Raw genomic sequence first — 21483 nt, forward strand, 5'->3', positions numbered from 1 at the left:
CGTCGGAAGGCTCGGCGGAAGACAGGGGGCCGGGAGGCTCCGGCTTTCTCGCCGTGGACTCCGGCGGATCCGGGCTCCGGGTGGTCGTGGGAACCGCCGAGCGCGGACCGCTCGCCCGGCGGGCGTCCGACGAGCCGGTGCGCACGGGCGACCGGGGCATCGATCCCGAGGACTTCATGGCGCGGCTCGTGCCCCTGGTGCGTGCCCTGACCGCCGAGGCCGGTCCCGTGCGGCTGACCGCCGCCGTCGTCGGCGCGACCGGGCTCGCCTCGCTCGGTGCCGGGCTGCGCGCGGAACTGCCGGGTGCCCTGGCCCGGGAGTTCGGCGTACGGAGAATCGCGCTGGCCGCCGACGCGGTGACCGCGTACGCGGGTGCCCTCGGGCCCCGGCCGGGTGCCGTGATCGCCGGCGGTACGGGACTCATCGCGATCGGCACCGACCTGGCGGGCTGGCGTCGGGCGGACGGCTGGGGTCATCTGCTCGGCGACTGCGGCGGCGGCGCCTGGATCGGGCGGGCCGGGCTGGAGGCGGCGCTGCGGGCGCATGACGGACGGGAAGGCGGCTCGGCCCGGCTGCTGGCCTGCGCCGAGGAGGTGTTCGGTCCCGCGGCGGGGCTGCCCGGCGCGCTGTATCCGCGTCCGGACCGGCCCGCCGTCCTCGCCTCGTTCGCGCCCCGGGTGGCCGCCTGCGCGGATGCGGACCCCGTGGCGGCGGGCATCCTGCGCGCGGCCGCCCGGCACATGGCCGACTCGGCGGCGGCCGTGTGCCCGCCCGGCGGCGAGCCGCGCGTCGCCGTCACCGGTGGCCTGTTCAAGATGGGCGACCCGCTCCTCGTACCCCTCGACGAGGAACTGGCGCAGCGGCTCCCGCACGCGTTTCGGGTGCCGGCCGCGGGCGATCCGCTGCACGGCTCGGTGCTCCTGGCGATCGAGCTGAGCGCCGGTCCGCTCACTCTGCCGGGTGACGAGGCCATGCTGAGCGTGACCACCCCGTCGGGTGACTGATCCGGTCGCACACCATCCGCACGTCATTCCATCTGTACGTAACTCATCAGACAAAACCGGACGGATACCGCTCACCTGCCCCCTCCCCGAACAGGGGAGCCCAAGAAGCCAGTAACATGCGGCGCCATGAGTTCCCCCACTGGACCCGAGTCCGGCCTCCCAGTACGAATGCCGCGACCCCGCCAGCCCGGACGGCACCGCCGTCCGGAGCCGCTGGTGGCTCCCGAGGGCGCGCCCGCGCTCGTCCTCGCCGTGCCGGGCACGCCCAGTAGCGCCACCCGCAGCCTCGCCGAAGAGGTCGTCAGCATCGCCCGCTCCGAGCTGCCCGGCCTCGACGCCCGCATCGGGTACCTCGACGGGGACAACGCGGAGTTCCCCACGCTTCAGGCCGTGCTCACCTACACCGCCGAGGAGCGCACCGCCCGCTTCGAGCAGGCGCGTGCCGCCGGCATGGACGTCAGGGAGCCCGACGGTCCCGTCGCCGTCGTCGTGCCGCTGCTCGCCGGTCCGGACAGCGCGCTGCTGCGCCGGGTCCGCCAGGCCGTCATGGAGAGCCGGATCGCCGCCGAGCTGACCGATGTCCTCGGCCCGCACCCGCTGCTCGCCGAGGCGCTGCACGTGCGGCTCTCCGAGGCCGGTCTGGCCCGGGCGGACCGTGCCCGGCTGTTCACCGTGGCGACCGCCGCCGACGGCATCATCCTGGCCTCCGTGGGCGGTGACGAGGCCGTGCAGGCGGCCGGGATCACCGGCATGCTGCTCGCCGCGCGCCTCGCGGTGCCGGTGATGGCGGCGGCCCTGGACCAGGAGGGTTCCATCGCCTCCGTCGCCGAGCAGCTGCGCTCCTCGGGTTCGCAGCAGCTGGCCCTCGCGCCGTATCTGATCGGGCCGGAGATCGAGCCGGGGCTGGTCGAGGAGGCCGCGAAGGAGGCGGAGTGCTCCGCCGCCGAGTCGCTCGGGCCGTACCCGGCGATCGGGAAGCTGGCGCTGGCCAAGTACACGACGGCGCTGGGGATCACGCCGCAGCAGGCCCAGGGCACGCCGGTCCGCTGACGTCCCCTGGTACGACTGAAGAGGCCCGCCCCGGTTCGGGGCGGGCCTTCGTCGTCCGCGAGAGACCCCCGGAACTCCTGCTCCCCTGCTCCCCTGCTCCTCTGTCAGCCGAGGATCACGCACGACGCCGCCGGCACCCTGATCGAGCCGGCGCGTCGCGGGATGCCCGTGCGCGGGTCGGTGGCGAACCAGGTCACGTCGCCGGAGCGTTCGTTGGCGACGTAGAGGAAACCGTCGGAGGTGGTGAGGGCGCGTGGCCAGTGGCCGCCGCAGGGCACCGTGGCGATCAGCCGCAGTTCCTCACCCTCGACGGTGAGCACGGACAGGACGTCCTCGCCGCGGATGGCGGTCCACACGAAGCGGCCGTCGGGTGAGGTGACGATGCCCGAGGGGTAGCCGGTGCGCCCGGCAGGACCGGGGTTTCGGCCAGCGGCGTCAGCACGCCCTCGGCCGCGTCCCAGCGGCAGACGGTGACGGAGGGGGTGAGCTCGTTGACGACGTACGCGTACGACCCGTCCGGGTGGAAGGCGAGGTGCCGTGGGCCCGAGCCGGGCCGCAGGGCGGTCTCCCGGTGCAGGGCGAGGGCGCCGTCCGTCAGCGTGCAGACCCGCACGGAGTCGGTGCCGAGGTCGACGCTGACGACCCAGCGGCCGCTCGGGTCGGGCCGCACGTGGTGGGCGTGCGGCCCCTGCTGGCGTGGGGTGTGCGGGCCCGAGCCGGTGTGCTGGAGCACGTGGGCGGCGGACCGGGCGAGGGTGCCGTCGGGGCGGACGGGGATCGCGGTGACGCTGCCGGAGCCGTAGTTGGCGGTCAGGAGGTGTCCGGCGAACAGGCTGAGGTGGGTCGGCCCGTTCCCCTCGACCGGCACGGGCGGCCCGGCCGGCTCGGGCTTCTCCCCGTCCACGCGGTACGCGGCCACCGCGCCCTCGGCCGTCTCACTGACCGCGTACAGCAGGTCCGCGTCGGGGGACAGGGCCAGGTAGGCGGGGTCGGGGACGGCGTCGACGCTGCTCAGGGCGGTCAACGCGCCGGTGCCGGCATCGACGGCCGCCGTCACGATCCCGGGGCCGCCGGCCGCCGTGAACGACCCGATGTACGCCCGCCGCCCGCCGTCGTCAGCCACGGCTGTCCCCTCTCGTCGCGCATGCGTCCCTCAACCGTCCGGAATGACGGCGCTGCCGATCATGCGCGGTCTAGACCAACCGGTCAAGGACTGAGCCGGGCCCGCTCCCGCCCTGCCCGAGCGGCGACCCCGGCGGGATACGTGCGGCGACCCCGACGGATGCGCAGTGGCCGAGCGAGACCGGCCGGGTGCCGCTCCGAGGGTGTGCGGCGCTCAGGCGCCGACCCACGGCGAACCCGACGGTGTGCGGAGCGGTCGGGCGAGTTCCGCCAGGGCCCGTTCCAGGCCGTGGAGGTGCGCCAGGGCGGGTTCCGCCGTGGCGGGGGCGTCCGCCCGCACCGAGACGTCTCCGCCGGCGGTGAGCGCCTCGACCGCGGACTGCACGCGCTGGCAGGCCGCGGCCAGCCGGGCGTCGTGCGACGCGACGGGATCGGCGGCGACGGTCACCAGGCCCCGCACTTCGCGGGCGCAGTCGTCGAGCAGGTCGATGACCTGGCGGGCACGGGCCTTCCGGGCACGGAAGGGAGTCAAAGGGTGCATCAACGGGGCGAGTGCCATCCGCACCCGGCCGAGCAGCAGTTCCAGTTCGGCGGCGTGCGGGGCGGGGTCGCGCTGCGGGTCTCCGGCGAGGCGAGCGGTCGCCTCGGCGGTGGCAGCGTGGACGCAGTGCAGTGCCCGCTGGATCCAGGCATCGTTCGTGGCGTGCGTGGTGACCGGCAGGACGAGGGTCACGGCCAGCGCGGCACACAGCGCGCCCACACCGGTCTCCGCCAGACGGAGCCCGAGCAGGCCGGGGTCCAGCACGCCCAGGAGGCCGTACAGCGAGCTGACCATGACCGTCACCGCCAGCATCATCCAGGAATAGGAGACGGCGGCGGTGTAGAAGATGGCGAAGACGCAGACGGCGACCAGGGCGGCCGTCGGCACGGGCGCGCCGTGCAGCGGGACGGCGACCAGCAGGCCGACGACGATACCGACCACAGTGCCGAAGACCCGGCGGAAACCACGGACCAGGGTTTCGCCGCGAGAAGCCGTGTTGACGAAGATCCACCAGGCAGTACCGACAGCCCAGTACCAGCGCTCCTCGGAGAGCAACTGCCCGGCCAGGAGCGCGAGAGCCGAGGCGGCAGTGGCCTGGAAGGCCTGCCGGGTGGTGGGCCGCGCCAGTCCGGTGCCGGGCAGGGCCGGCGGGGCTGCCGGGGGTGGGGTGTGACGCTCGATGGGCCAGAGCACGAAGCGCGTGGCACCGGCCGTGAGAAGGGCGAGACCCACGGCGGTGTACAGCTCGGGCAGCTGAGCGGGGACCGCGTGCAGGAACTGCGTGATGAAGAAGTTCATGAACGCGAAGATCCCGAGCGCATGTCCCCGCGGGCCCCAGCGGCGGGCGTAGACCCCGCAGAAGACGACGGCCAGGAACGCGGTGTCCCGGGCCGGGGCGATGCCGTGCAGTGTGGTGGCGAGCGCCAGCACGGGGAATCCGGCGACGGGCAACAGGGCGGTGGTGATCCGCTGGTCACGGACGGTGGCATCGGTGACCGTGAAGAGGGCGAGCAGTGCCGCGAGCCCTCCGGTGATCGATGCGGTGAGCGACAGTCCGCAGAGTTCGGAAACGGCGACGGCGGCAGCGACACCGATGACGGCGCGGGTCGCGTTCCGCAGCCTCAGGCGCCCCGGGTCCGGAGCCACGAACATCCTCTTCACGGCGGTACGCCGCCCCCCTCGCAGTGGTACGCGTCCTGCCCAACGGTCGTCCCCGGTGGCGGACGACAAGCAGGCACGACGAAGGCACCGCGGTCCGGACCGGCCTCGTCGCCGTCCGGCGCTACGCGGCGCCGCAAGTGCATGGATAGGACCAGGTAACCACCTCAAGGCCCAATGGCTCAACTGTCACGCGATCGACTGTGCCAATGGCACAGCCGGTCAGGCTCGACGCCGACCGGTGGGAGGCCAATGGAGCAGACGACCACGGCCGGCTCAGAAGGCCGGTGGGGACTGCTCGGCGGCCTGACCCTGGCGGCGCGCCCCCAGCACCGCCTCGTGCAACCTTTCCTGGGCCATCGCCAGACACGCGTAGACCGCCCCTTGCGCGGTCGAGACCCCGATCAGATGTGGCACGGTCCTGATCTCCGGGACCGCCGGAAGGCTCCGCTCGAGTCGTCCGCGCACCTCGGGAAGCACCTCGTCGACGAGCGGACGCAGACGGCCGACGAAGTAGAGCGACTCCGGGTCCAGCGTCACGGCCACGACGCTGACGGCCGTCACGATCGCCGTGGTGAAGGCCTCCAGCACCTCGGCACGCGGCGTCTCGCCGTGCGGCTCCTCCCAGAGGTTCTCCACCCGCTCCAGGTCCAGCCCCCGCTTGCGGGCGAATCGCAGGAGGCCACGTGTGCTCAGCAACTCGTCGAGGCTCTCGTCACCGACCCCGGAGGAGAGCACACCGATGTCGCCGAAGGCGGGCGTCCTCCCCCGGGCGAGCTCACGATCCGTGCAGCCGGCGAAGTTGAGTATGGTGCTGAGGCTGAACAGCGCGGCGTTGGTGACGGTGGCGTCGTCGGTGAGGATCGCGCGCAGCGACGCGTTGGCATCGCTGTCGAGGAGCACGGGCGCCTCGACCAGGCCCTCGATGGCCCGGTGGAGGCCGGAACCCGCGAAGATCTTCATCGACTCGGCGGGGCCGAAGATCTCCGTACCGTGACGGACCCGACCGGGGACCGCGACGACGATCTGGCGCAGGGGGCCCCGCGCGGACTCGGCGGCCTGCTCGATCAGGTCGACCAGCCACCGCGCGGCGTCCGTGACCTCCTGGTGGTCGGCGGTGGGCACCGTCACCTGCCGGATCTCGCGGCCCCGCAGGTCGGTCACCAGCACACCGGTCGTCTGTGCGCCGAAGCTGACCCCGACCACGTGCCCGGTCGTGCGGGGCAGGTCCAGATAGGTGGACCTGCGGCCGCGTCCGGTGACATCGTCGACCCCGCCGTCCACGACGAAGCCGTCGGCGCGGAGCTCCTCGACCGCTCTGGACACCGTGGCCTTGCTCAGGCCCGTCAGCTCGATGAGCCTGTTCCGCGTCAGGGGCGCGTGGGAGAGGACCACGTCCAGGACCGATGCCTTGTTGTAGTCGCGTGAGGTCGGGTTGGTCACGTGATGACCATAGCGAGCCCGGTCCGCGTCGTACCGGGCACCAAAAACTTTTTTGTTTCAGGCTGGAACTGGAACTAATGATGGTATGTTCTCAGCCACAGCAGCGAGCGACCTCGAAGAAACAAGACTGAAGGTGTGCCTGCAGATGACTTCCACACTTAGCCAGGCGATCGCCAACTACCCCAACCGGTTCGACCCGGCGGTGCTGAGCGAGCTTCCCGACCACCTCCAGGAGACAATCCGGCGCCGCAACAAGGTGCTGGGTCCTGGTTACACACTCATCTACAAGGAGCCCGTCGAGTTCGTCTCCGGTCACGGGGCGCACCTGATCGACCGCGACGGCAACGACTACCTCGACGCCTACAACAACGTTCCGTGCGTGGGGCACGCCCACCCTCACGTGGCCGAAGCCGTTGCCCGCCAGGTGGCCACGGTCAACACGAACACGCGCTACGTCCAGGAAGCCCTGGTCGACTATGCGGAGCGGCTCCTCGCGACCTTCCCCGAGGAGTTGTCGAGGCTGAGCATCGCGTGCAGCGGGTCGGAGGCGAACGACCTGGCGGTGCGCGTGGCACGGTTCCACACGGGCGGCGAGGGCATCATCGTCACCCGCTGGGCCTACCACGGCATCACCCGGGAGGTCGCGAGCTTCTCACCGACCCTGGGTGCGGGGTCGCCGCTGGGCCCGAACGTCCGGCTCATCGACGCGCCCGACCCGCGCCTCGTGGCGCCGGGATCCACGCTCGACGAGCACATGAGGCAGCAGGTGCGCGGCGCAATCGACGACCTCGAACGCCACGGCTACCGGCTGGCGGCGCTGATCACCGACTGCGCCCACAGCAGCGACGGCATCTTCACCGATCCCCCCGGTTACCTGCGGGCCGTGGTGGAGGAGGTGCACGCGGCCGGCGGTGTCTACATCGCGGACGAGGTCCAGTCGGGCTTCGCCCGGCTCGGGGACTCGATGTGGGGCTTCAGCCGCCACGGCGTACTGCCGGACATCGTCACCATGGGCAAGCCGATGGGCAACGGCCTGCCGATCTCGGGTGTGGTCTTCCGCCCCGAGGTCAGCGAGGAGTTCGGACGCAGCGTCCGCTACTTCAACACCTTCGGCGGCAGCTCCATCCCCGTGGCCGCCGGCGCCGCCGTGCTGGACGTCTTCGAGAAGGAGAATGTGCAGCAGCGCGTCCTGGAGAACGGCAACGCTCTGCGCGCGGGCCTGCGGGAGATCACCAAGGATTCGCCCTACGTCACCGAAGTCCGCGGCGCCGGTCTCTACGTCGGCGTGGAGATCGTCAAGGACCGGGGAACCCTCGAGCCCGACCGCGCGCGTACCGAAGACGTCATCAACGACATGCGCGACCGCCGCATCCTGATCAGCGGAACGGGCAAGTCGGCGAGCACCCTGAAGATCCGCCCCCCGCTGGCCTTCGACTCCGCCGACGTGACCCGGTTCCTGGAGACCTTCGCCGAGGTCGCGAAGAACCGTCTGTAGCAGGCTGCCGGCCCGAAGGGACTGACCGTGAACACCTCACCGGCCACCGACTTCGCCCAACGGCTCCTCGAAGAGAGCGGCCTGACATCGTCCCACGAGCCCATCGACGTGGTGCTGGTGAGCGTCTTCCTCGAGAAGCACTACCGCCTCAACGGACGCCTCGGGCGACTGGCGACCGAGAAGGACGACACCTTCAGGCTCCGGACCGAGGCGAGCGACCACCTCGTCAAGGTCTCACCACCTGGCGAGCCCGAGGCGGTGGTCGCCCTGCAGACCGCCGCGATGCGCTTCCTCGAAAGCACTGCCCCGCACCTGCCGGTCCAGCGCGTGAAGCTGACCGCCGACGGGCACGACAGCGTGGCCATCCGGCTGAGCGACGGCAGGACACGGATCCTGAGGGTGTTCGACTTCGTGGCGGGTCCGGTCCTGGCGCAGACCAGCCCGGACGCGGAGCAGCTCGCGAAGGCGGGCGCGATGCTGGGACGGGTCGACGTGGCGCTGAAGGGGTTCACGCACCCCGCGGACGGACGCGGTCTGGTGTGGGACATCCGCCACTTCCACCAGCTGACCGGCCTGGTGCAGTACACATCGAACCCCGAGCACCGTCGATTGGCCCGAGAGGTCTTCTCGAAGTTCGACGAAGCCGTCGTGCCGAGGCTGGGCGATCTCGAAACACAGGTGATCCACGGCGATTTCAGCCCTTACAACGTCGTGGTGGATCCGAAGAGCGACGATCACTTCGTCGCCGGTGTCATCGACTTCGGCGACACCGTGCGCAGCGCCGTGATCTTCGACCCCGCCGTGCCCATGGCGAATCTGCTCGGCCGGACGCCGGATCATCCCTGGCGGGAGGCCTGCGCCTTCGTCGCGGGATACCAGCGGGAGCGGCCGGTCGAGGACTCGGAACTCCCCCTGCTCCCGGTTGCCGCACTGGCACGCCTCGCCCTGCGCGCGCTTCTGGCGAACTGGCGAGCGGAGCGCGTACCCGAACGGCGTGAGTACCTCCTCGCTCACGCCAAGGACGACTGGACCAACATCGAGCGCGCTCTGGCCGTAAGCCTGAACGACGTCATCGCGCACCTCAGGTAACACATGCTCGGCATCTGACACATGGCGCACGCCCGTTCCGCACGGCACCGCTGCACGGACGTCGCGCCGGCCGCCGGGCCCGCACCGCCGTCACTGGCTCGGCAGGCCCCTTCTAGACTGGTCCATTGGTACAGCCGGAGCCGCCGCGGGGCGGCCGTGGCAGGGCCGGCGGACGAGGAGGGCGTGGCATGGCCGTGGACGAGCTCGACACGCGCATCCTGCGGTTGCTGCTGGAGCAGCCGCGCACGAGCGTGCGTGAGTACGCCCGTATCCTCGGCGTCGCGCGGGGCACGGTGCAGGCCCGGCTCGACCGTCTGGAGCGCGACGGTGTGATCACCGGCACGGCACCGGCCCTCTCCCCCGCCGCGCTCGGGCATCCGGTGCTCGCGTTCGTGCACATCGAGGTCACCCAGGGCCATCTCGACGAGGTGGGCGACGCGCTGGCGGCGGTGCCCGAGATCGTCGAGGCTTTCTCCATCACGGGCGGCGGGGATCTGCTCACGCGGGTCGTGGCGCGGGACAACGCGCATCTGGAGGACGTCGTCCAGAAGTTGATCAGCCTGCCCGGGGTCGTCCGTACCCGCACCGAGATCGCGCTGCGCGAGCGCGTCCCCCACCGGCTGCTGCCGCTGGTGGAGTCGATCGGCCGGGCGACCCGGTCCTGACCCCCGGCGGTCTGCGGATCATGGTCTTTGACATGCTGGAACCATGAACAAGCTCGGCGGCATATCGGTCATCTTCGATCTCGACGGAACGCTCGTGGACAGCGAGCCGAACTACTACGAGGCGGGCCGGCAAACCCTCGCCGAGCACGGCGTCACCGACTTCGGCTGGACGGACCACGAGCGGTACGTCGGCATCAGCACGCAGGAGACGGTCGCGGACTGGATCGGGCGGTACGGCCTGCGGGCCTCCGTGGAGGAGCTGTTCACCGCCAAGAACCGCCGCTATCTGGAACTGGCCCGCGGGTCCACGCGCGCGTACCCCGAAATGCGCGCGTTCGTCGAGCTGCTGGCGGCCGCAGGCGTGCCGATGGCCGTGGCCTCGGGGTCCTCGCCCGAGGCCATCGAGGCGGTCCTGGCGGGCACGGGCCTGGACGCCCATCTGCGGACGGTCGTCTCGGCGGACGAGGTCGCGCACGGCAAGCCAGCCCCCGACGTCTTCCTGGAGGCGGCCCGCCGGCTCGGGGCGGACCCGGCGGCCTGCGTGGTCCTGGAGGACGCCGCCCCGGGCGCCGCCGCCGCGCACGCGGCGGGGATGCGGTGCATCGCGATCCCGTACGTCCCGGCGCAGGCGGACGCGCCGGAGTTCGCCACCGCGGGTCTGCTCCTGCGGGGCGGGCAGGAGGAGTTCACGGCACGAGCCGCGTACGAATGGCTCCTGAACTCCGTCGGCCTTTCCTGAACTTCACCCCTCCCGCCCCGTTGACGCTCCCCCGTCCCCTCCCTAGGGTCTGGTCGATCATCCGCACGGTGTTCGATATATCGATCATGCCGAGTATCGTGGACTCTTGGAGGAGCACACATGGCACGGCCCCTCTCCAGAAGGACCCTTCTTCAGGCAGCGGCGATCGCCGCTGCCGCGCCCGCGCTCTCCGAGACGACGGCCGGGCGGGCCACGGCGGCTCCCGCGGCCGCGGCCGTCGCGGCGGCAGCCATGGACGTCCCGTCCGCCTGGACCGTCCGGCCCTTCGATCTGGAGGAGGTCAGTCTCGGCCGGGGCCTCTTCGCCGACAAGCGGCAGCTGATGCTGGACCACGCCCGCGGCTACGACGTGAACCGGCTGCTGCAGGTGTTCCGTGCCAACGCCGGTCTCTCCACCGGCGGCGCGGTCGCCCCCGGTGGCTGGGAGGGGCTGGACGGTGAGGCCAACGGCAACCTGCGGGGGCACTACACCGGCCACTTCCTGACCATGCTGGCGCAGGCGTACCGCGGCACGAGGGAACCGGTGTTCGCCGACCGGATCGGCACCATGGTCGGGGCGCTGACCGAGGTGCGCGCCGCGCTGCGGCGGGACCCGGCGGTGCTGAGCGTCCCAGGGAAGTTCGGGACCGGCGCGGATCAGGTGCGGGGCTCCTACCAGTACGTGGATCTGCCGGCGGCCGTGCTCGGCGGCGCTTCGGCGATCACCCTCTCCGTCTGGGTGCGTCCCACGCACGACGCCGACTGGGCCCGCGTCTTCGACTTCGGCGACGACACCACCCGTTACCTGTATCTGGCCGCCCGCAACCAGGCCGGGGTGCCACGCTTCGCCATCACCACGTCGGGCGCCGGCGGCGAGCAGGCCCTGAACGGCACGGCCGCGCTGCCGCTGAACCAGTGGAGCCACTTGGCGGTGACGATCGCGGGCGGCACGGGCACGCTCTACGTCAACGGCACCGCCGTCGCGCGGAACACCGCGATGAGCCTCACCCCGGCGGCCCTCGGCACGCTGAAGAACAACTGGCTGGGCCGCTCGAACTACTCCGCCGACCCGGTCTTCGCGGGCGCCTACGAGGAGTTCAACGTCTTCTCGCGGGCACTGACCGCCGCCGAGATCACCGAGCTGCTCAGCCGCCGGGCCGCCGACGCCTCGACGGGCCGGGGCGATCTGGCGTCGTACGCCTTCGACGAGAGCGCGGGCGGGACGTTCGCGGACGCCTCCGGCCGGGACCTGACCGCCACCCTGCGCCGCACCTGGGGCGGGCCGAGCCACCCCGGGTTCCTCGCGGCGTACCCGGAGACGCAGTTCATCGACCTGGAATCGAGAACCAGCTCCGACTACACCAAGGTGTGGGCGCCGTACTACACCGCGCACAAGATCCTCAGGGGGCTGCTCGACGCGTACACCGCCACCGACGACGAACGGGCCCTCGACCTCGCGTCCGGCATGTGCGACTGGATGTACTCCCGGCTGTCCAAGCTGCCCGAGTCCACGCTGCAGCGCATGTGGGGAATCTTCTCCAGCGGCGAGTTCGGCGGCATCGTCGAGGCGATCTGCGACCTGCACACGATCACCGGCAAGGCCGAACACCTCTCGCTGGCCAAGCTGTTCGACCTGGACCGGCTGATCGACGCGTGCGCGGCGAACACCGACATCCTCGACGGGCTGCACGCCAACCAGCACATCCCGATCTTCACCGGCTATGTGCGGCTGTACGACGAGACGGGCGAGGAGCGCTACCTGACGGCGGCGAAGAACTTCTGGGACATGGTGGTACCGCACCGCATGTACGGCATCGGCGGTACCAGCACCGGGGAGTTCTGGAAGGCCCGGGACGTGATCGCGGGCACCATCGGCGGGGCCACCGCCGAGACCTGCTGCGCGTACAACATGCTCAAGCTGAGCCGGGCCCTGTTCTTCCACGAGCAGGACCCGAAGTACATGGACTACTACGAGCGGGCCCTGTACAACCAGGTGCTCGGCTCGAAGCAGGACAAGCCGGACGCGGAGAAGCCGCTCGTCACGTACTTCATCGGGCTGACGCCCGGTCATGTCCGGGACTACACGCCCAAGCAGGGCACGACCTGCTGCGAGGGCACCGGCATGGAGAGCCATACGAAGTACCAGGACTCGGTGTACTTCGCGAAGGCCGACGGCAGCGCGCTCTACGTCAACCTGTACAGCCCGTCCACGCTGACCTGGGCCGAGAAGGGCGTCACGGTCACGCAGACCACCCGCTATCCGCAGGAGCAGGGCAGCACGCTGGCCTTCGGGGGCCGCCGGGCCTCCTTCACGCTGCGGCTGCGGGTGCCGTCGTGGGCGACGGCCGGGTTCCGGGTGACCGTCAACGGGCGTGCGGTGTCCGGGACTCCGAAGCCCGGGAGCTACTTCGACGTGTCCCGGACCTGGCGGGCCGGCGACACCGTCCGCATCGCACTGCCGTTCCGGACGCGGGTGGAGAAGGCCCTCGACGACCCGTCGCTGCAAACGCTGTTCCACGGCCCGGTCAACCTGGTCGCCCGCGACGCCGACACGGAGTACCTGAAGGTCGGGCTGTACCGCGATGCCGGGCTGTCCGGCGATCTGTCGCACTCCCTCACTCCGGTTCCGGGCAAGCCGCTGCACTTCACGCTGGACGGGACCGAGTGGGCGCCGTTCTTCGAGGGGACGGAGGATCCGACGCACGCCTACTTCCGGCGCTCGGAGCCGAAGGTCGTCTTCGGCGGCCGGGACTCGGGCGTCGCCAACCCGGCGAAGCCGGACGGCACCACGCTGCTGGACGAGGTCTGGGCGGGGGCGCCGTTCCGGAACAAGGGGGCGCTGGTCGCGCGGGTGCGGTCCACGGTGGACGCGTGGGTGAAGGCCGGGCTGCTGAGCAGGACGGACGGCGACAAGGTGGTGAGCACGGCGGGCGCGGCCTCGTACCAGTCCTGAGCGTTTCCGGCCGGGTCCGGTGCCGTACCGCCCTCGGCACCGGGCCCGGCCGGTTCACAAAATTTTTCGCGGCACGGGTGATTGTTTCGCCCCTGGCATCCGTACCTCCTGGCGTTGGGCCGTTCATATCCCAGGAGGCACGATGCGCATCTCGCGCAGCACGGCAGGAACCGCGTTCGTGGGCGGTGCGTTGATCCTTACGCTCACCGCGCTCGCCTACCCGAGCATGCTGGGCGTGCAGAACACGGCTTCCGGCCAGGACCGCATCATCGCCAACACCCAGTACGGTCCGCTGACCGAGGCGGACCGCGACTTCGTGGTGAAGGTGCGCGCGGCCGGGCTGTGGGAGCACCCCCTCGGTCTGATCGTGATGCAGCGCGGAGGGTCGGCCGCGATGAAGGAGGCCGGCGAGCACCTCGTCGTCGGACACGGGCGGCTGGACGCGGCCTGCCGCAAGGTCGCCCCCGAGCTGGGCATCACGCTGCCCAACCAGGCCTCGCCCCAGCAGCAGCAGTTCGTGGCGACGGTGGAGGGCGCCCAGGGCCAGGAGTTCGACTCGACCGCGGTGACCATCATGCGGGTCACCCACGGCCAGATCTTCTCGACGATCGCCAAGATCCGCGCCAACACGCGGAACACGCTGGTGCGTCAGCTCGCCGACCAGGCCAACTCCACGGTGCTGGACCACATCACGATCCTGGAGAAGACCGGCCTGGTCAATCACGAGCAGGTCAACCTCCAGCAGACCAGCCCGCCCAAGATGCCGGAGGAGCAGACCACGCCGCCGCCCCCGCAGCCTGGGTCTCCGGTGCTGACGCTGAACATCCCCAAGGAGCTGGAGGACCTGCGCACGGAGGCTCCGAACGCGATCCAGCCGTCTCCTTCGGCGGGGTAGCGAGACTCCCTGAGGGCTCGTGATCAGGAGCGGCGGCGGGGCTTGCCCTGCTTGCCGCTCCTGCTGTTCTTGCCGCCCTTGCCGCCCTTGGGGGTGCCGCCGGAGGAGCCGCGTCGGTTCGCGCCCGCCGGCCTGGCCGGCTGCTTGCGGCGGTCGTCGCGCTGGGGCTTCTCCTGCGCCTGAGGCTGCCGGCGGCCCCGGGTGCTGTTGGCCGTGCGGCCGCGGACGATGCCGATGAAGTCCTCCACCAGGTCCGTCGTCGCGTCCTCGGGCCAGGCCAGGGCCACGCTCGACTCGGGGGCGTCCTTGAGGGGACGGTGGGTGAGGTCCTTGCGGTGGTGGAGGCGGGCGAGCGACAGGGGGACGACGAGCACGCCGATCCCCGCAGCGACCAGTTCGACGGCGTCGGCCGTGGTGGCGGGGCGTTCCAAGGCGGGCCGTCCGGGGAGGTTCTCCCAGTCGAGGACGTCGTCGAGGGGGTGCAGCACGATGTCGTCGGACAGATCCTCCGGGGACACCTCGTCGACCGCCGTGACCAGGTGGTCCTGGGGCACGACGACGACCGTCTGCTCGGTGTAGAGGGGGATCGCGCTGAAGACCGTCCGGTCGACGGGAAGGCGTACGAGGCCCGCGTCGGCGTCCCCGCCCAGCAGCTGCCCGGCCGCCGCCCCGGCGGGCACCTGCGTCAGGGCCAGCGGGACATCGGGCTGCCGCTCGTTCCAGATGCGCACCCACTTGTCGGGCATCACCCCGGGGACGTACACGAGCCGGAACGAGGGGGATTCATCCGAGCCTGTCACCCGGCCAGGTTACCGGCCGGGGCGAGCAGCCGTGGTCAGCGGCTGTGGCGAGCGGCCGGGGTCAGCGGCTGTGGCGAGCGGCCGGGGTCAGCGGCTGTGGCGAGCGGCCGGGGGCGACAGTCGGGGCGAGCGGGTGGGGCCAGCGGCTGGGGTCGACAGCTGGGACGAGCGGGCGGAGCCAGCGGCCGGGACGAGCGGGCGGAGCCAGCGGGCAGAGCCAGCGCCCGGAGCGAGCGGGCAGAGCCAGCGGGCAGAGCCAGCGGCCGGAGCGAGCGGGCAGAGCCAGCGGGCAGAGCCAGCGGCCGGAGCGAGCGGGCGGAGCCAGCGGCCGGGGCGAGCGGGCGGAGCCAGCGGGCGGAGTCGACGGCCGGGGCGAGGGGCCGAAGTCAGCGGGCGTAGTCACCGGCCGTGGTCGGCGGTCGTGCACGCGCTCGATACGCTGGACGGCATGACGTCGCACCAGAGCACCCAGACCATGAAGCCCGCGACCGCGGCGAAGAAGCTGGGTGTGTACCTCGAGGCCACACCCGCCGAGTTCCGGGAGGGTGCCGTCTCGCGCGCCGAGCTGAACGAGCTGCAGGCGAACCCGCCGCAGTGGCTTCAGGACCTGCGGAGCAACGGCCCGCACCCCCGCCCGGTGGTCGCGGCGAAGCTCGGCGTCTCCATCGCGGGTCTCGCCCGCGGCGGTGTCACCGAGGCCCTCACCACCGAACAGATCGAGACGCTGAAGCAGCAGAGCCCCGAGTGGCTGAAGCGGGAGCGCGCCACCCAGGCGGAGGTCCGCAAGGAGGCGGCCCGCCTCAAGAAGAAGAACGCCGAGCGCGCCGAGCAGCGCGGCTGACCTCGAACCTTCTCTCACACGGCCCCAACCGGTCCATCCGGTTGGGGCCGCTGTCGTTCTCCGGGTCCGCGCACGGCCTCATGAGGCCTCGTGGGGGCTCGTGTGACCTCGGTGAAATATTTCAGCCATGTATTGACATGGTGGTGAAACGATCCTAGCTTGGCCGATCATTTAGATTCGTGAAGTTGGTTCACGGATATGAACTGACAACGGAGCCATCTATGCGGGATCGCCGACGCCTGGCTGCCGCGCTCGCCGTCTCGGGTCTCCTGTTCGGAACGGCCGCCTGCGGCTCCGGTTCCGGCAGCGCCCGGGCCGGCGATCCGAACACACTGGAGGTGTGGACCCGGAGCGATCCGGACTCCGCCCAGACCTACAAGAGGGTGTTCGCCGCCTTCACCAGGAAGACCGGCATCAAGATCGACTACCAGCCGGTCATGAACTTCGACCAGCAGTTGCAGAGCCGGGCGTCCACCAAGGACCTGCCGGACGTCATGATCAACGACACGGCCCTGATGGGCAGTTACCAGGCGCAGGGCCTGCTCAAGCCCATCACCCCGGCCTCGATCGCCGGACACGACGAGCTCACCGCCCAGTCCTGGTCGTCCACCGTGGGCCGCGACGGCAAGCACTACGGCATCCCGTACTCCCGTCAGGCCATGACGCTGTTCGTCCGCAAGGACTGGCGCGAGAAGCTCGGCCTGCCGCAGCCGAAGACCTGGCAGGACACGCTCGCCCTCGCCAAGGCCTTCGCCACCCGCGACCCCGACGGGGACGGCAAGAAGGACACGTACGGCATGGTCGTGCCCGGCAGCGCACAGAACGGCTATGTCGCCTGGTGGGGCGCCAGCTGGCTGTGGCAGGGCGGCGTGCGGATCATCGAGAAGGACGGCACCGGCTACCGGCCCGCCATGGACTCGGCGGCCGCCCTGCGCACCGTCACCTGGATGAAGGACAACCTCTTCTGCGGTGACAACGGTGTCATCCAGCCCAGCGCCCTCACCTCCGTCACCGCGAACACCACCAACTTCCAGGACGGCAACGCCGGGATGTACCTCACCGGCCCGTACAACATCTCCACGTTCGACAAGGCGCTCGGCAAGGACAAGTACGAGGTCCTGCCCGCTCCGTCGGGCCCGGCCGGCAACAACGACGTGCTCGCCGACGGCGAGAACGTCTACTTCGGCGCGAAGACCGGGAAGGCCAGGCTGGAGCAGACACTCGCGGCCTTCCTGATCTCCCCCGAGGGCCAGACGCTCGCCATGACCGGCGACCACCAGCCCGTCGTGCGCATCCCCGTCAACTCCACGCTGGACGCGGCCGAGGTGCGCGACGATCCGCGCTGGAGCGTGGTGCAGAAGGCCTACGAGACGGCCTCCGTGCAGTTCCCCAACGCGCCCGACTTCGCACCGGTCAAGCAGGACACCGCCGACGCGCTCAACGCGATCTTCACGTACTGCGGCAGCGACGTCGAGGCCGGTCTCAAGGAACTCAACGACACCCTCGCCGGTGACCTCAAGGACCAGGACCTGTTGAAATGACCGCGACCGTGACGACACCCGGGCCGCGCAGAGCCCGGCTCCTCAGCAAGAAAACCGCACTCGGCAAGAAGGCCGTACTGCCCTGGCTGTTCCTCGCGCCGGGTCTGCTGCTCGCGCTGGTCTTCAAGTTCCTCCCCATGGGCAAGGGCGTCTGGCTCAGCTTCTTCGACGTGCGGCCCTTCCTCGGTGACCAGTGGGTCGGCCTCGACAACTACACACGGGTCCTGACCGACCACCGTTTCCAGGACGCGATCGGCCACACACTGGTCCTGGGCATCGGCATGTCCCTCGGCGGCATCGTCGCCGGCGTCCTGTTGGCCCTGCTGCTCGAAGGCCAGGCGCGCTCGCTGCGGATCATCCGGACCGCCGTCTTCCTGCCCGTCGTCACCGCCACCGCGGTGGTCGGCGAGATGTGGCGGCTGATGTACTACCCGACCTCCGACGGCCTCATCAACAGCGGTCTCGGGCTCTTCGGTCTGGGGCCCGTGCCCTACCTCGACAACCCCGACACGGCGCTGTGGGCGACGATGGCCATGGGCATCTGGATGCTCGCCCCGTACAACATGGTGATCATCCTCGCCGGGCTGGCGGGCGTGGACCGCTCGCTGTACGAGGCCGCCGCGATGGACGGGGTGTCGCTGTGGCAGCGGCTGCGGCACATCACCCTGCCCGCGATCCGCCCGGCCCTCGGCATCGTCCTCACCCTCGCCGCCATCCGCGGACTGCGCGTCTTCACCGAGGTGTACGTCCTCACCGGCGGCGGTCCGGCCGGGTCGACCGACGTCTGGATGACCCGCGCCTACACCCTCGGCTTCTCCCGCAACGACATCGGCGGCGCCTCGGCCGCCTCCGTGCTCCTGCTCTGCGTGACGCTGCTGCTCACCGTCACGGTCAACTACTTCCGCAAGAGGGGAGACGTGAGATGAGCGCGCCCGCCATCGACCCCGTCCGGACCCCGGTGACCGCCTCTCCAGCGGGGAAGTCCGCCGGGAAGCAGCGCACCACCCCCGCCCGTTTCGACACCGCCCTCGGCTGGAGCGACCGGCCGGGCCTCGCCTGGGCGCTGCGCGTCCTGCTCTGCGTACTCGCCCTGGGCGTCTTCGCGGCGCCGTTCGTGACGGTCTTCTCCGGTTCGTTCAGCGAGAAGGCCAGTGGTTCGACCCTGTCGTTCCTCCCCCACCACCCGAGCCTGCTGAACTTCGAGGTGGCGGGCGAGCGCGGCATCTGGGACTACTTCGGCAACTCCCTGGTCATCGCGGGCGGCGGACTGCTGCTCCAGCTCGTCGTCTGCACGCTCGCCGCGTACGCCCTGGCCCGGCACAAGTTCCGAGGGCAGGCGCTGATCCTGACCCTGTTCATGCTGACGATGATGCTCCCCGAGGAGGTCATCGCCATCCCGCTGTCCCTGGTCCTCGGCCATGTGCCCGTGGTCGGACTCGATCTGAAGGGCACCGTCTGGGGCGTCATCCTGCCGCTCGGCGCCTGGGGCTTCTCGGTGATGGTGCTCACCGAGTTCATGAAGGACATCCCCGCCGAGATCGAGGAGGCCGCCCGCATCGACGGCGTCGGTGAGCTGCGCATGCTGTGGCAGGTCATCCTGCCGCTGTGCAAGCCCGCGCTCGGCGTGGCCGGGGTGCTCGGCTTCATCATGATCTGGGACCAGTACCTGCTGCCCCTGATCGCCGCCAAGGACCCCACCGACTACACGGTCACCGTCGCCTTGTCCATCCTGCGCACCGACCCCGAGGTCGGCTCGGGCGTGGTGCTGGCCGGTGCGGTGATCGCCCTGATCCCCAGCCTGATCGTCTATCTGCTCCTCCAGCGCTCGCTGGTCACCGGCATCGCCGCCGGTGCCACCAAGGGCTGACCACCCACCCCCCACATATGAGGGAGACATGAAGTTCCACGGAGTGCTGTTCTTCCCGGTCACGCCGTTCGCGGCGGACGGTTCACTGGACGAGGAACGGCTGGCCCAGCACATCGAGTCGGGTGTCGCCGCGGGCGCGGGAGGTGTCTTCGTCGCCTGCGGCACCGGCGAGTTCCACGCCCTGTCGGCCGAGGAGATCGAGCGGGCCACCCGGGTCGCGGTGCGGACCACGGCCGGGCGCGTCCCCGTCTTCGCCGCCGCCGGCGGTCCCGTGCCGGTCGCCCGGGACCAGGCCGCCCGCGTCGAGCGCGCCGGCGCCGACGGCATCCTGCTGCTGCCGCCCTACCTGGTCGGCGCCCCGCAGCAGGGCCTGGTGCGCTACGTCCGGGAAGTCACCGCCGCCACCGCGCTGCCCGTCGTCTTCTACCAGCGCGGCACCGCCCGGCTCACCGAGGACACGGCCGCCGAGATCGCCGCCCTGCCCGGCGTCGTCGGACTCAAGGACGGCATCGGGGACATCGAGCGGATGCACCGCGTCGTCCGCGCGGTGCGTGCCGTGCCGGGCACGGAGGACTTCCAGTTCTTCAACGGCCTGCCCACCGCCGAGATGACGGCGCCCGCCTACCGGGGCATCGGCGTCGAGCTGTACTCCTCGGCGGTGTTCGCCTTCGCCCCGGAGATCGCCCTGGCCTTCCACCGAGCCCTCGCCGAGGGCGACGAGGCGCTGGTCTCGCGGCTCCTAGACGAGTTCTACGGCCCGCTGGTCGCCCTGCGCGACGAGGTCCCCGGGTATGCCGTGTCGCTCGTCAAGGCCGGGGTGACGCTGCGCGGCCTGGACGTCGGCGGCGTACGGGCTCCGCTGCTGGATCCGGCGCCGGAGCACATCGCCCGGCTGTCCAAACTCATCGACCGCGGTCTGGAGGTGGTCGGCGCATGAGCCAGACACGCATCCGGGAGCTCATCGTCACCCCGATCGCCTTCGGGGACCCGCCGCTGCTCAACTCCAACGGCGTGCACGAGCCGCTCGCCCTGCGAATCATCCTCCAACTCGTGCTGGAGGACGGCACGGTGGGGCTCGGCGAATCCCCGGGCGGCACCGCCCGGCTGGAGCGGCTGCAGTCCGCGGCCAAGGTGGTGGCCGGCATGGACGTCTTCGACACGACCGCCGTCGCCGCCGCTATCGACTCGGCCCTGCTGCCGACCGTGCCCAGCTCCCACGAACGCGGCTGGACCACCTCGGCGGTGGAGGTGGCCTGTCTCGACGCGCAGGGCAAGCTGCTCGGCCGTCCGGTCAGCGATCTGCTGGGCGGCAGGGTGCGCGACTCGGTGCCGTTCGCCGCGTACCTGTTCTACAAGTGGGCCGAGCACCCCGCGCTCGACGGCCGTGCGGCCATCGCCGACGACTGGGGCGAGGCCCTCGACCCGGCCGGGATCGTGGAGCAGGCCCGGCTGATGCAGGAGCGGTACGGCTTCAGGTCGTTCAAGCTCAAGGGCGGTGTGTTCCCGCCCGACGAGGAGATCGCCGCGATCCGGGCGCTGGCCGATGCCTTCCCCGGGCAGCCGCTGCGACTGGACCCGAACGTGGCGTGGACGGTGGGGACATCCAAGTATGTAGCCCGTGAACTCGACGGTGTACTGGAGTACTTGGAGGACCCGACCAAGGGCATCGAGGGCATGGCCGAGGTGGCGAAGGACTCCCCCATGCCGCTCGCGACCAACATGTGCGTGATCGCCTGGGAGCACCTGAAGCCGGCCGTCGAGCAGAACGCCATCCAGGTCCTGCTCACCGACCACCACTACTGGGGCGGGCTGCGCCGGACCCGGGAACTGGCCGCCGTGTGCGAGGCGTTCGGGCTCGCCCTGTCGATGCACTCCAACTCGCACCTGGGCATCAGCCTCGCCGCGATGACCCATGTCGCCGCGGCCATCCCCAACCTCGACCACTCCTGCGACACGCACTACCCGTGGAACTCGGCGGACGACGTGATCGTGCCGGGCGTGCTGGAGCTGCGCGACGGAGAGGTCCGGGTGCCGACCGGGCCGGGGCTGGGCGTCGAGCTCGACCACGACAAGCTGGAGCAGCTGCACCGGCGGTACGTCGACTCCGGGATGCGCGGCCGGGACGACACCGGTTACATGCGGCGGATCCAGCCGGAGTACGAGCTGCGGCTGCCCCGCTGGTGAACAACGGGCGTGCGGGCCGGCGCCCGCGCCGGCGCGCCCCCCAGCGGCAAATGGAGAAACGAGACAAAAAAACGCACCACAAGATAGTGGGGCGGGT

At 71.0% G+C, this 21483-nt stretch carries 17 protein-coding genes and 1 pseudogene; 14 read left to right on the plus strand and 4 right to left on the minus strand.

All coding sequences use genetic code 11. The annotated features are described in order from the left end of the window. Positions 1-53: 53 nt before the first annotated feature. Together ACZ3I3_RS40050 and ACZ3I3_RS40055 are read left to right on the plus strand one after the other, a co-directional pair. Positions 54-1004 (plus strand): N-acetylglucosamine kinase, encoded by a 951-nt coding sequence (locus ACZ3I3_RS40050; protein WP_467372742.1) that lies wholly within the window; start codon positions 54-56, stop codon positions 1002-1004. Positions 1005-1130: 126 nt separating this feature from the next. After that, positions 1131-2054, plus strand: a complete 924-nt coding sequence (locus tag ACZ3I3_RS40055; protein WP_356929170.1) for a sirohydrochlorin chelatase — start codon at positions 1131-1133, stop codon at positions 2052-2054. A 104-nt stretch (positions 2055-2158) separates the two neighbouring features. On the opposite strand, the pseudogene ACZ3I3_RS40060 reads toward ACZ3I3_RS40055, so the two are convergent. The 3 genes and pseudogenes from ACZ3I3_RS40060 to ACZ3I3_RS40070 form a co-directional block, all read right to left on the minus strand. After that, positions 2159-3177: pseudogene (locus tag ACZ3I3_RS40060) on the minus strand (lactonase family protein). Between the two features lie 213 nt (positions 3178-3390). Further along, on the minus strand, positions 3391-4869 hold the full coding sequence (locus tag ACZ3I3_RS40065) for an FUSC family protein (RefSeq protein ID WP_467372761.1): 1479 nt from the start codon (positions 4867-4869) through the stop codon (positions 3391-3393). A 282-nt stretch (positions 4870-5151) separates the two neighbouring features. Continuing rightward, positions 5152-6318 (minus strand): ROK family transcriptional regulator, encoded by a 1167-nt coding sequence (locus tag ACZ3I3_RS40070; protein WP_467372743.1) that lies wholly within the window; start codon positions 6316-6318, stop codon positions 5152-5154. A gap of 145 nt (positions 6319-6463) precedes the next feature. Between ACZ3I3_RS40070 and ACZ3I3_RS40075 the strand changes: the two genes are divergently transcribed. The 6 genes from ACZ3I3_RS40075 to ACZ3I3_RS40100 all read left to right on the plus strand — a co-directional run bounded on the left by ACZ3I3_RS40075 (position 6464) and on the right by ACZ3I3_RS40100 (position 14153). Further along, the gene (locus tag ACZ3I3_RS40075) at positions 6464-7813 is read left to right on the plus strand and encodes an aspartate aminotransferase family protein (protein WP_467372744.1); all 1350 of its coding nucleotides are present in this window, start codon (positions 6464-6466) and stop codon (positions 7811-7813) included. A 27-nt stretch (positions 7814-7840) separates the two neighbouring features. After that, positions 7841-8902 (plus strand): phosphotransferase, encoded by a 1062-nt coding sequence (locus ACZ3I3_RS40080; RefSeq protein ID WP_467372745.1) that lies wholly within the window; start codon positions 7841-7843, stop codon positions 8900-8902. A gap of 188 nt (positions 8903-9090) precedes the next feature. After that, positions 9091-9567 carry an Lrp/AsnC family transcriptional regulator gene (locus ACZ3I3_RS40085; protein WP_467372746.1) on the plus strand — a complete coding sequence of 159 codons (477 nt, stop codon included), beginning with the start codon at positions 9091-9093 and terminating at the stop codon, positions 9565-9567. 43 nt (positions 9568-9610) lie between these two features. Beyond that, the gene (locus ACZ3I3_RS40090; RefSeq protein ID WP_467372747.1) at positions 9611-10306 is read left to right on the plus strand and encodes an HAD family hydrolase; all 696 of its coding nucleotides are present in this window, start codon (positions 9611-9613) and stop codon (positions 10304-10306) included. Between the two features lie 120 nt (positions 10307-10426). Then, positions 10427-13258, plus strand: a complete 2832-nt coding sequence (locus ACZ3I3_RS40095; RefSeq protein ID WP_467372748.1) for a beta-L-arabinofuranosidase domain-containing protein — start codon at positions 10427-10429, stop codon at positions 13256-13258. A 142-nt stretch (positions 13259-13400) separates the two neighbouring features. Continuing rightward, positions 13401-14153, plus strand: a complete 753-nt coding sequence (locus tag ACZ3I3_RS40100; protein ID WP_467372750.1) for a DUF4142 domain-containing protein — start codon at positions 13401-13403, stop codon at positions 14151-14153. Positions 14154-14176: 23 nt separating this feature from the next. Here the strand turns inward: ACZ3I3_RS40100 and ACZ3I3_RS40105 are convergent, their stop codons facing one another. Further along, positions 14177-14953: a LysR family transcriptional regulator substrate-binding protein gene (locus tag ACZ3I3_RS40105; protein ID WP_467372752.1), complete on the minus strand. Its 777-nt coding sequence runs from the start codon at positions 14951-14953 to the stop codon at positions 14177-14179. Between the two features lie 448 nt (positions 14954-15401). Here ACZ3I3_RS40105 and ACZ3I3_RS40110 point away from each other — a divergent pair, with 448 nt between their 5' ends. From ACZ3I3_RS40110 to ACZ3I3_RS40135, 6 genes are all read left to right on the plus strand, one after another. Beyond that, positions 15402-15794 (plus strand): DUF5997 family protein, encoded by a 393-nt coding sequence (locus tag ACZ3I3_RS40110; RefSeq protein ID WP_467372753.1) that lies wholly within the window; start codon positions 15402-15404, stop codon positions 15792-15794. 221 nt (positions 15795-16015) lie between these two features. Continuing rightward, complete coding sequence (locus ACZ3I3_RS40115; RefSeq protein ID WP_467372755.1) at positions 16016-17335, plus strand: ABC transporter substrate-binding protein; 1320 nt, start codon at positions 16016-16018, stop codon at positions 17333-17335. Continuing rightward, positions 17332-18261, plus strand: coding sequence for a carbohydrate ABC transporter permease (locus ACZ3I3_RS40120; RefSeq protein WP_467372756.1), 930 nt, complete (start codon positions 17332-17334; stop codon positions 18259-18261). The genes ACZ3I3_RS40115 and ACZ3I3_RS40120 overlap by 4 nt, the downstream gene beginning before the upstream one ends. Then, positions 18258-19202: a carbohydrate ABC transporter permease gene (locus ACZ3I3_RS40125; RefSeq protein ID WP_467372757.1), complete on the plus strand. Its 945-nt coding sequence runs from the start codon at positions 18258-18260 to the stop codon at positions 19200-19202. The genes ACZ3I3_RS40120 and ACZ3I3_RS40125 overlap by 4 nt, the downstream gene beginning before the upstream one ends. Positions 19203-19230: 28 nt before the next feature. Beyond that, positions 19231-20139, plus strand: coding sequence for a 5-dehydro-4-deoxyglucarate dehydratase (locus tag ACZ3I3_RS40130; protein ID WP_467372758.1), 909 nt, complete (start codon positions 19231-19233; stop codon positions 20137-20139). Next, positions 20136-21386 carry a glucarate dehydratase family protein gene (locus ACZ3I3_RS40135; protein WP_467372759.1) on the plus strand — a complete coding sequence of 417 codons (1251 nt, stop codon included), beginning with the start codon at positions 20136-20138 and terminating at the stop codon, positions 21384-21386. Before ACZ3I3_RS40130 ends, ACZ3I3_RS40135 begins: the two co-directional genes overlap by 4 nt. Positions 21387-21483 lie beyond the last annotated feature (97 nt).

The organism is Streptomyces sp. NPDC016851 (genome assembly GCF_055562795.1).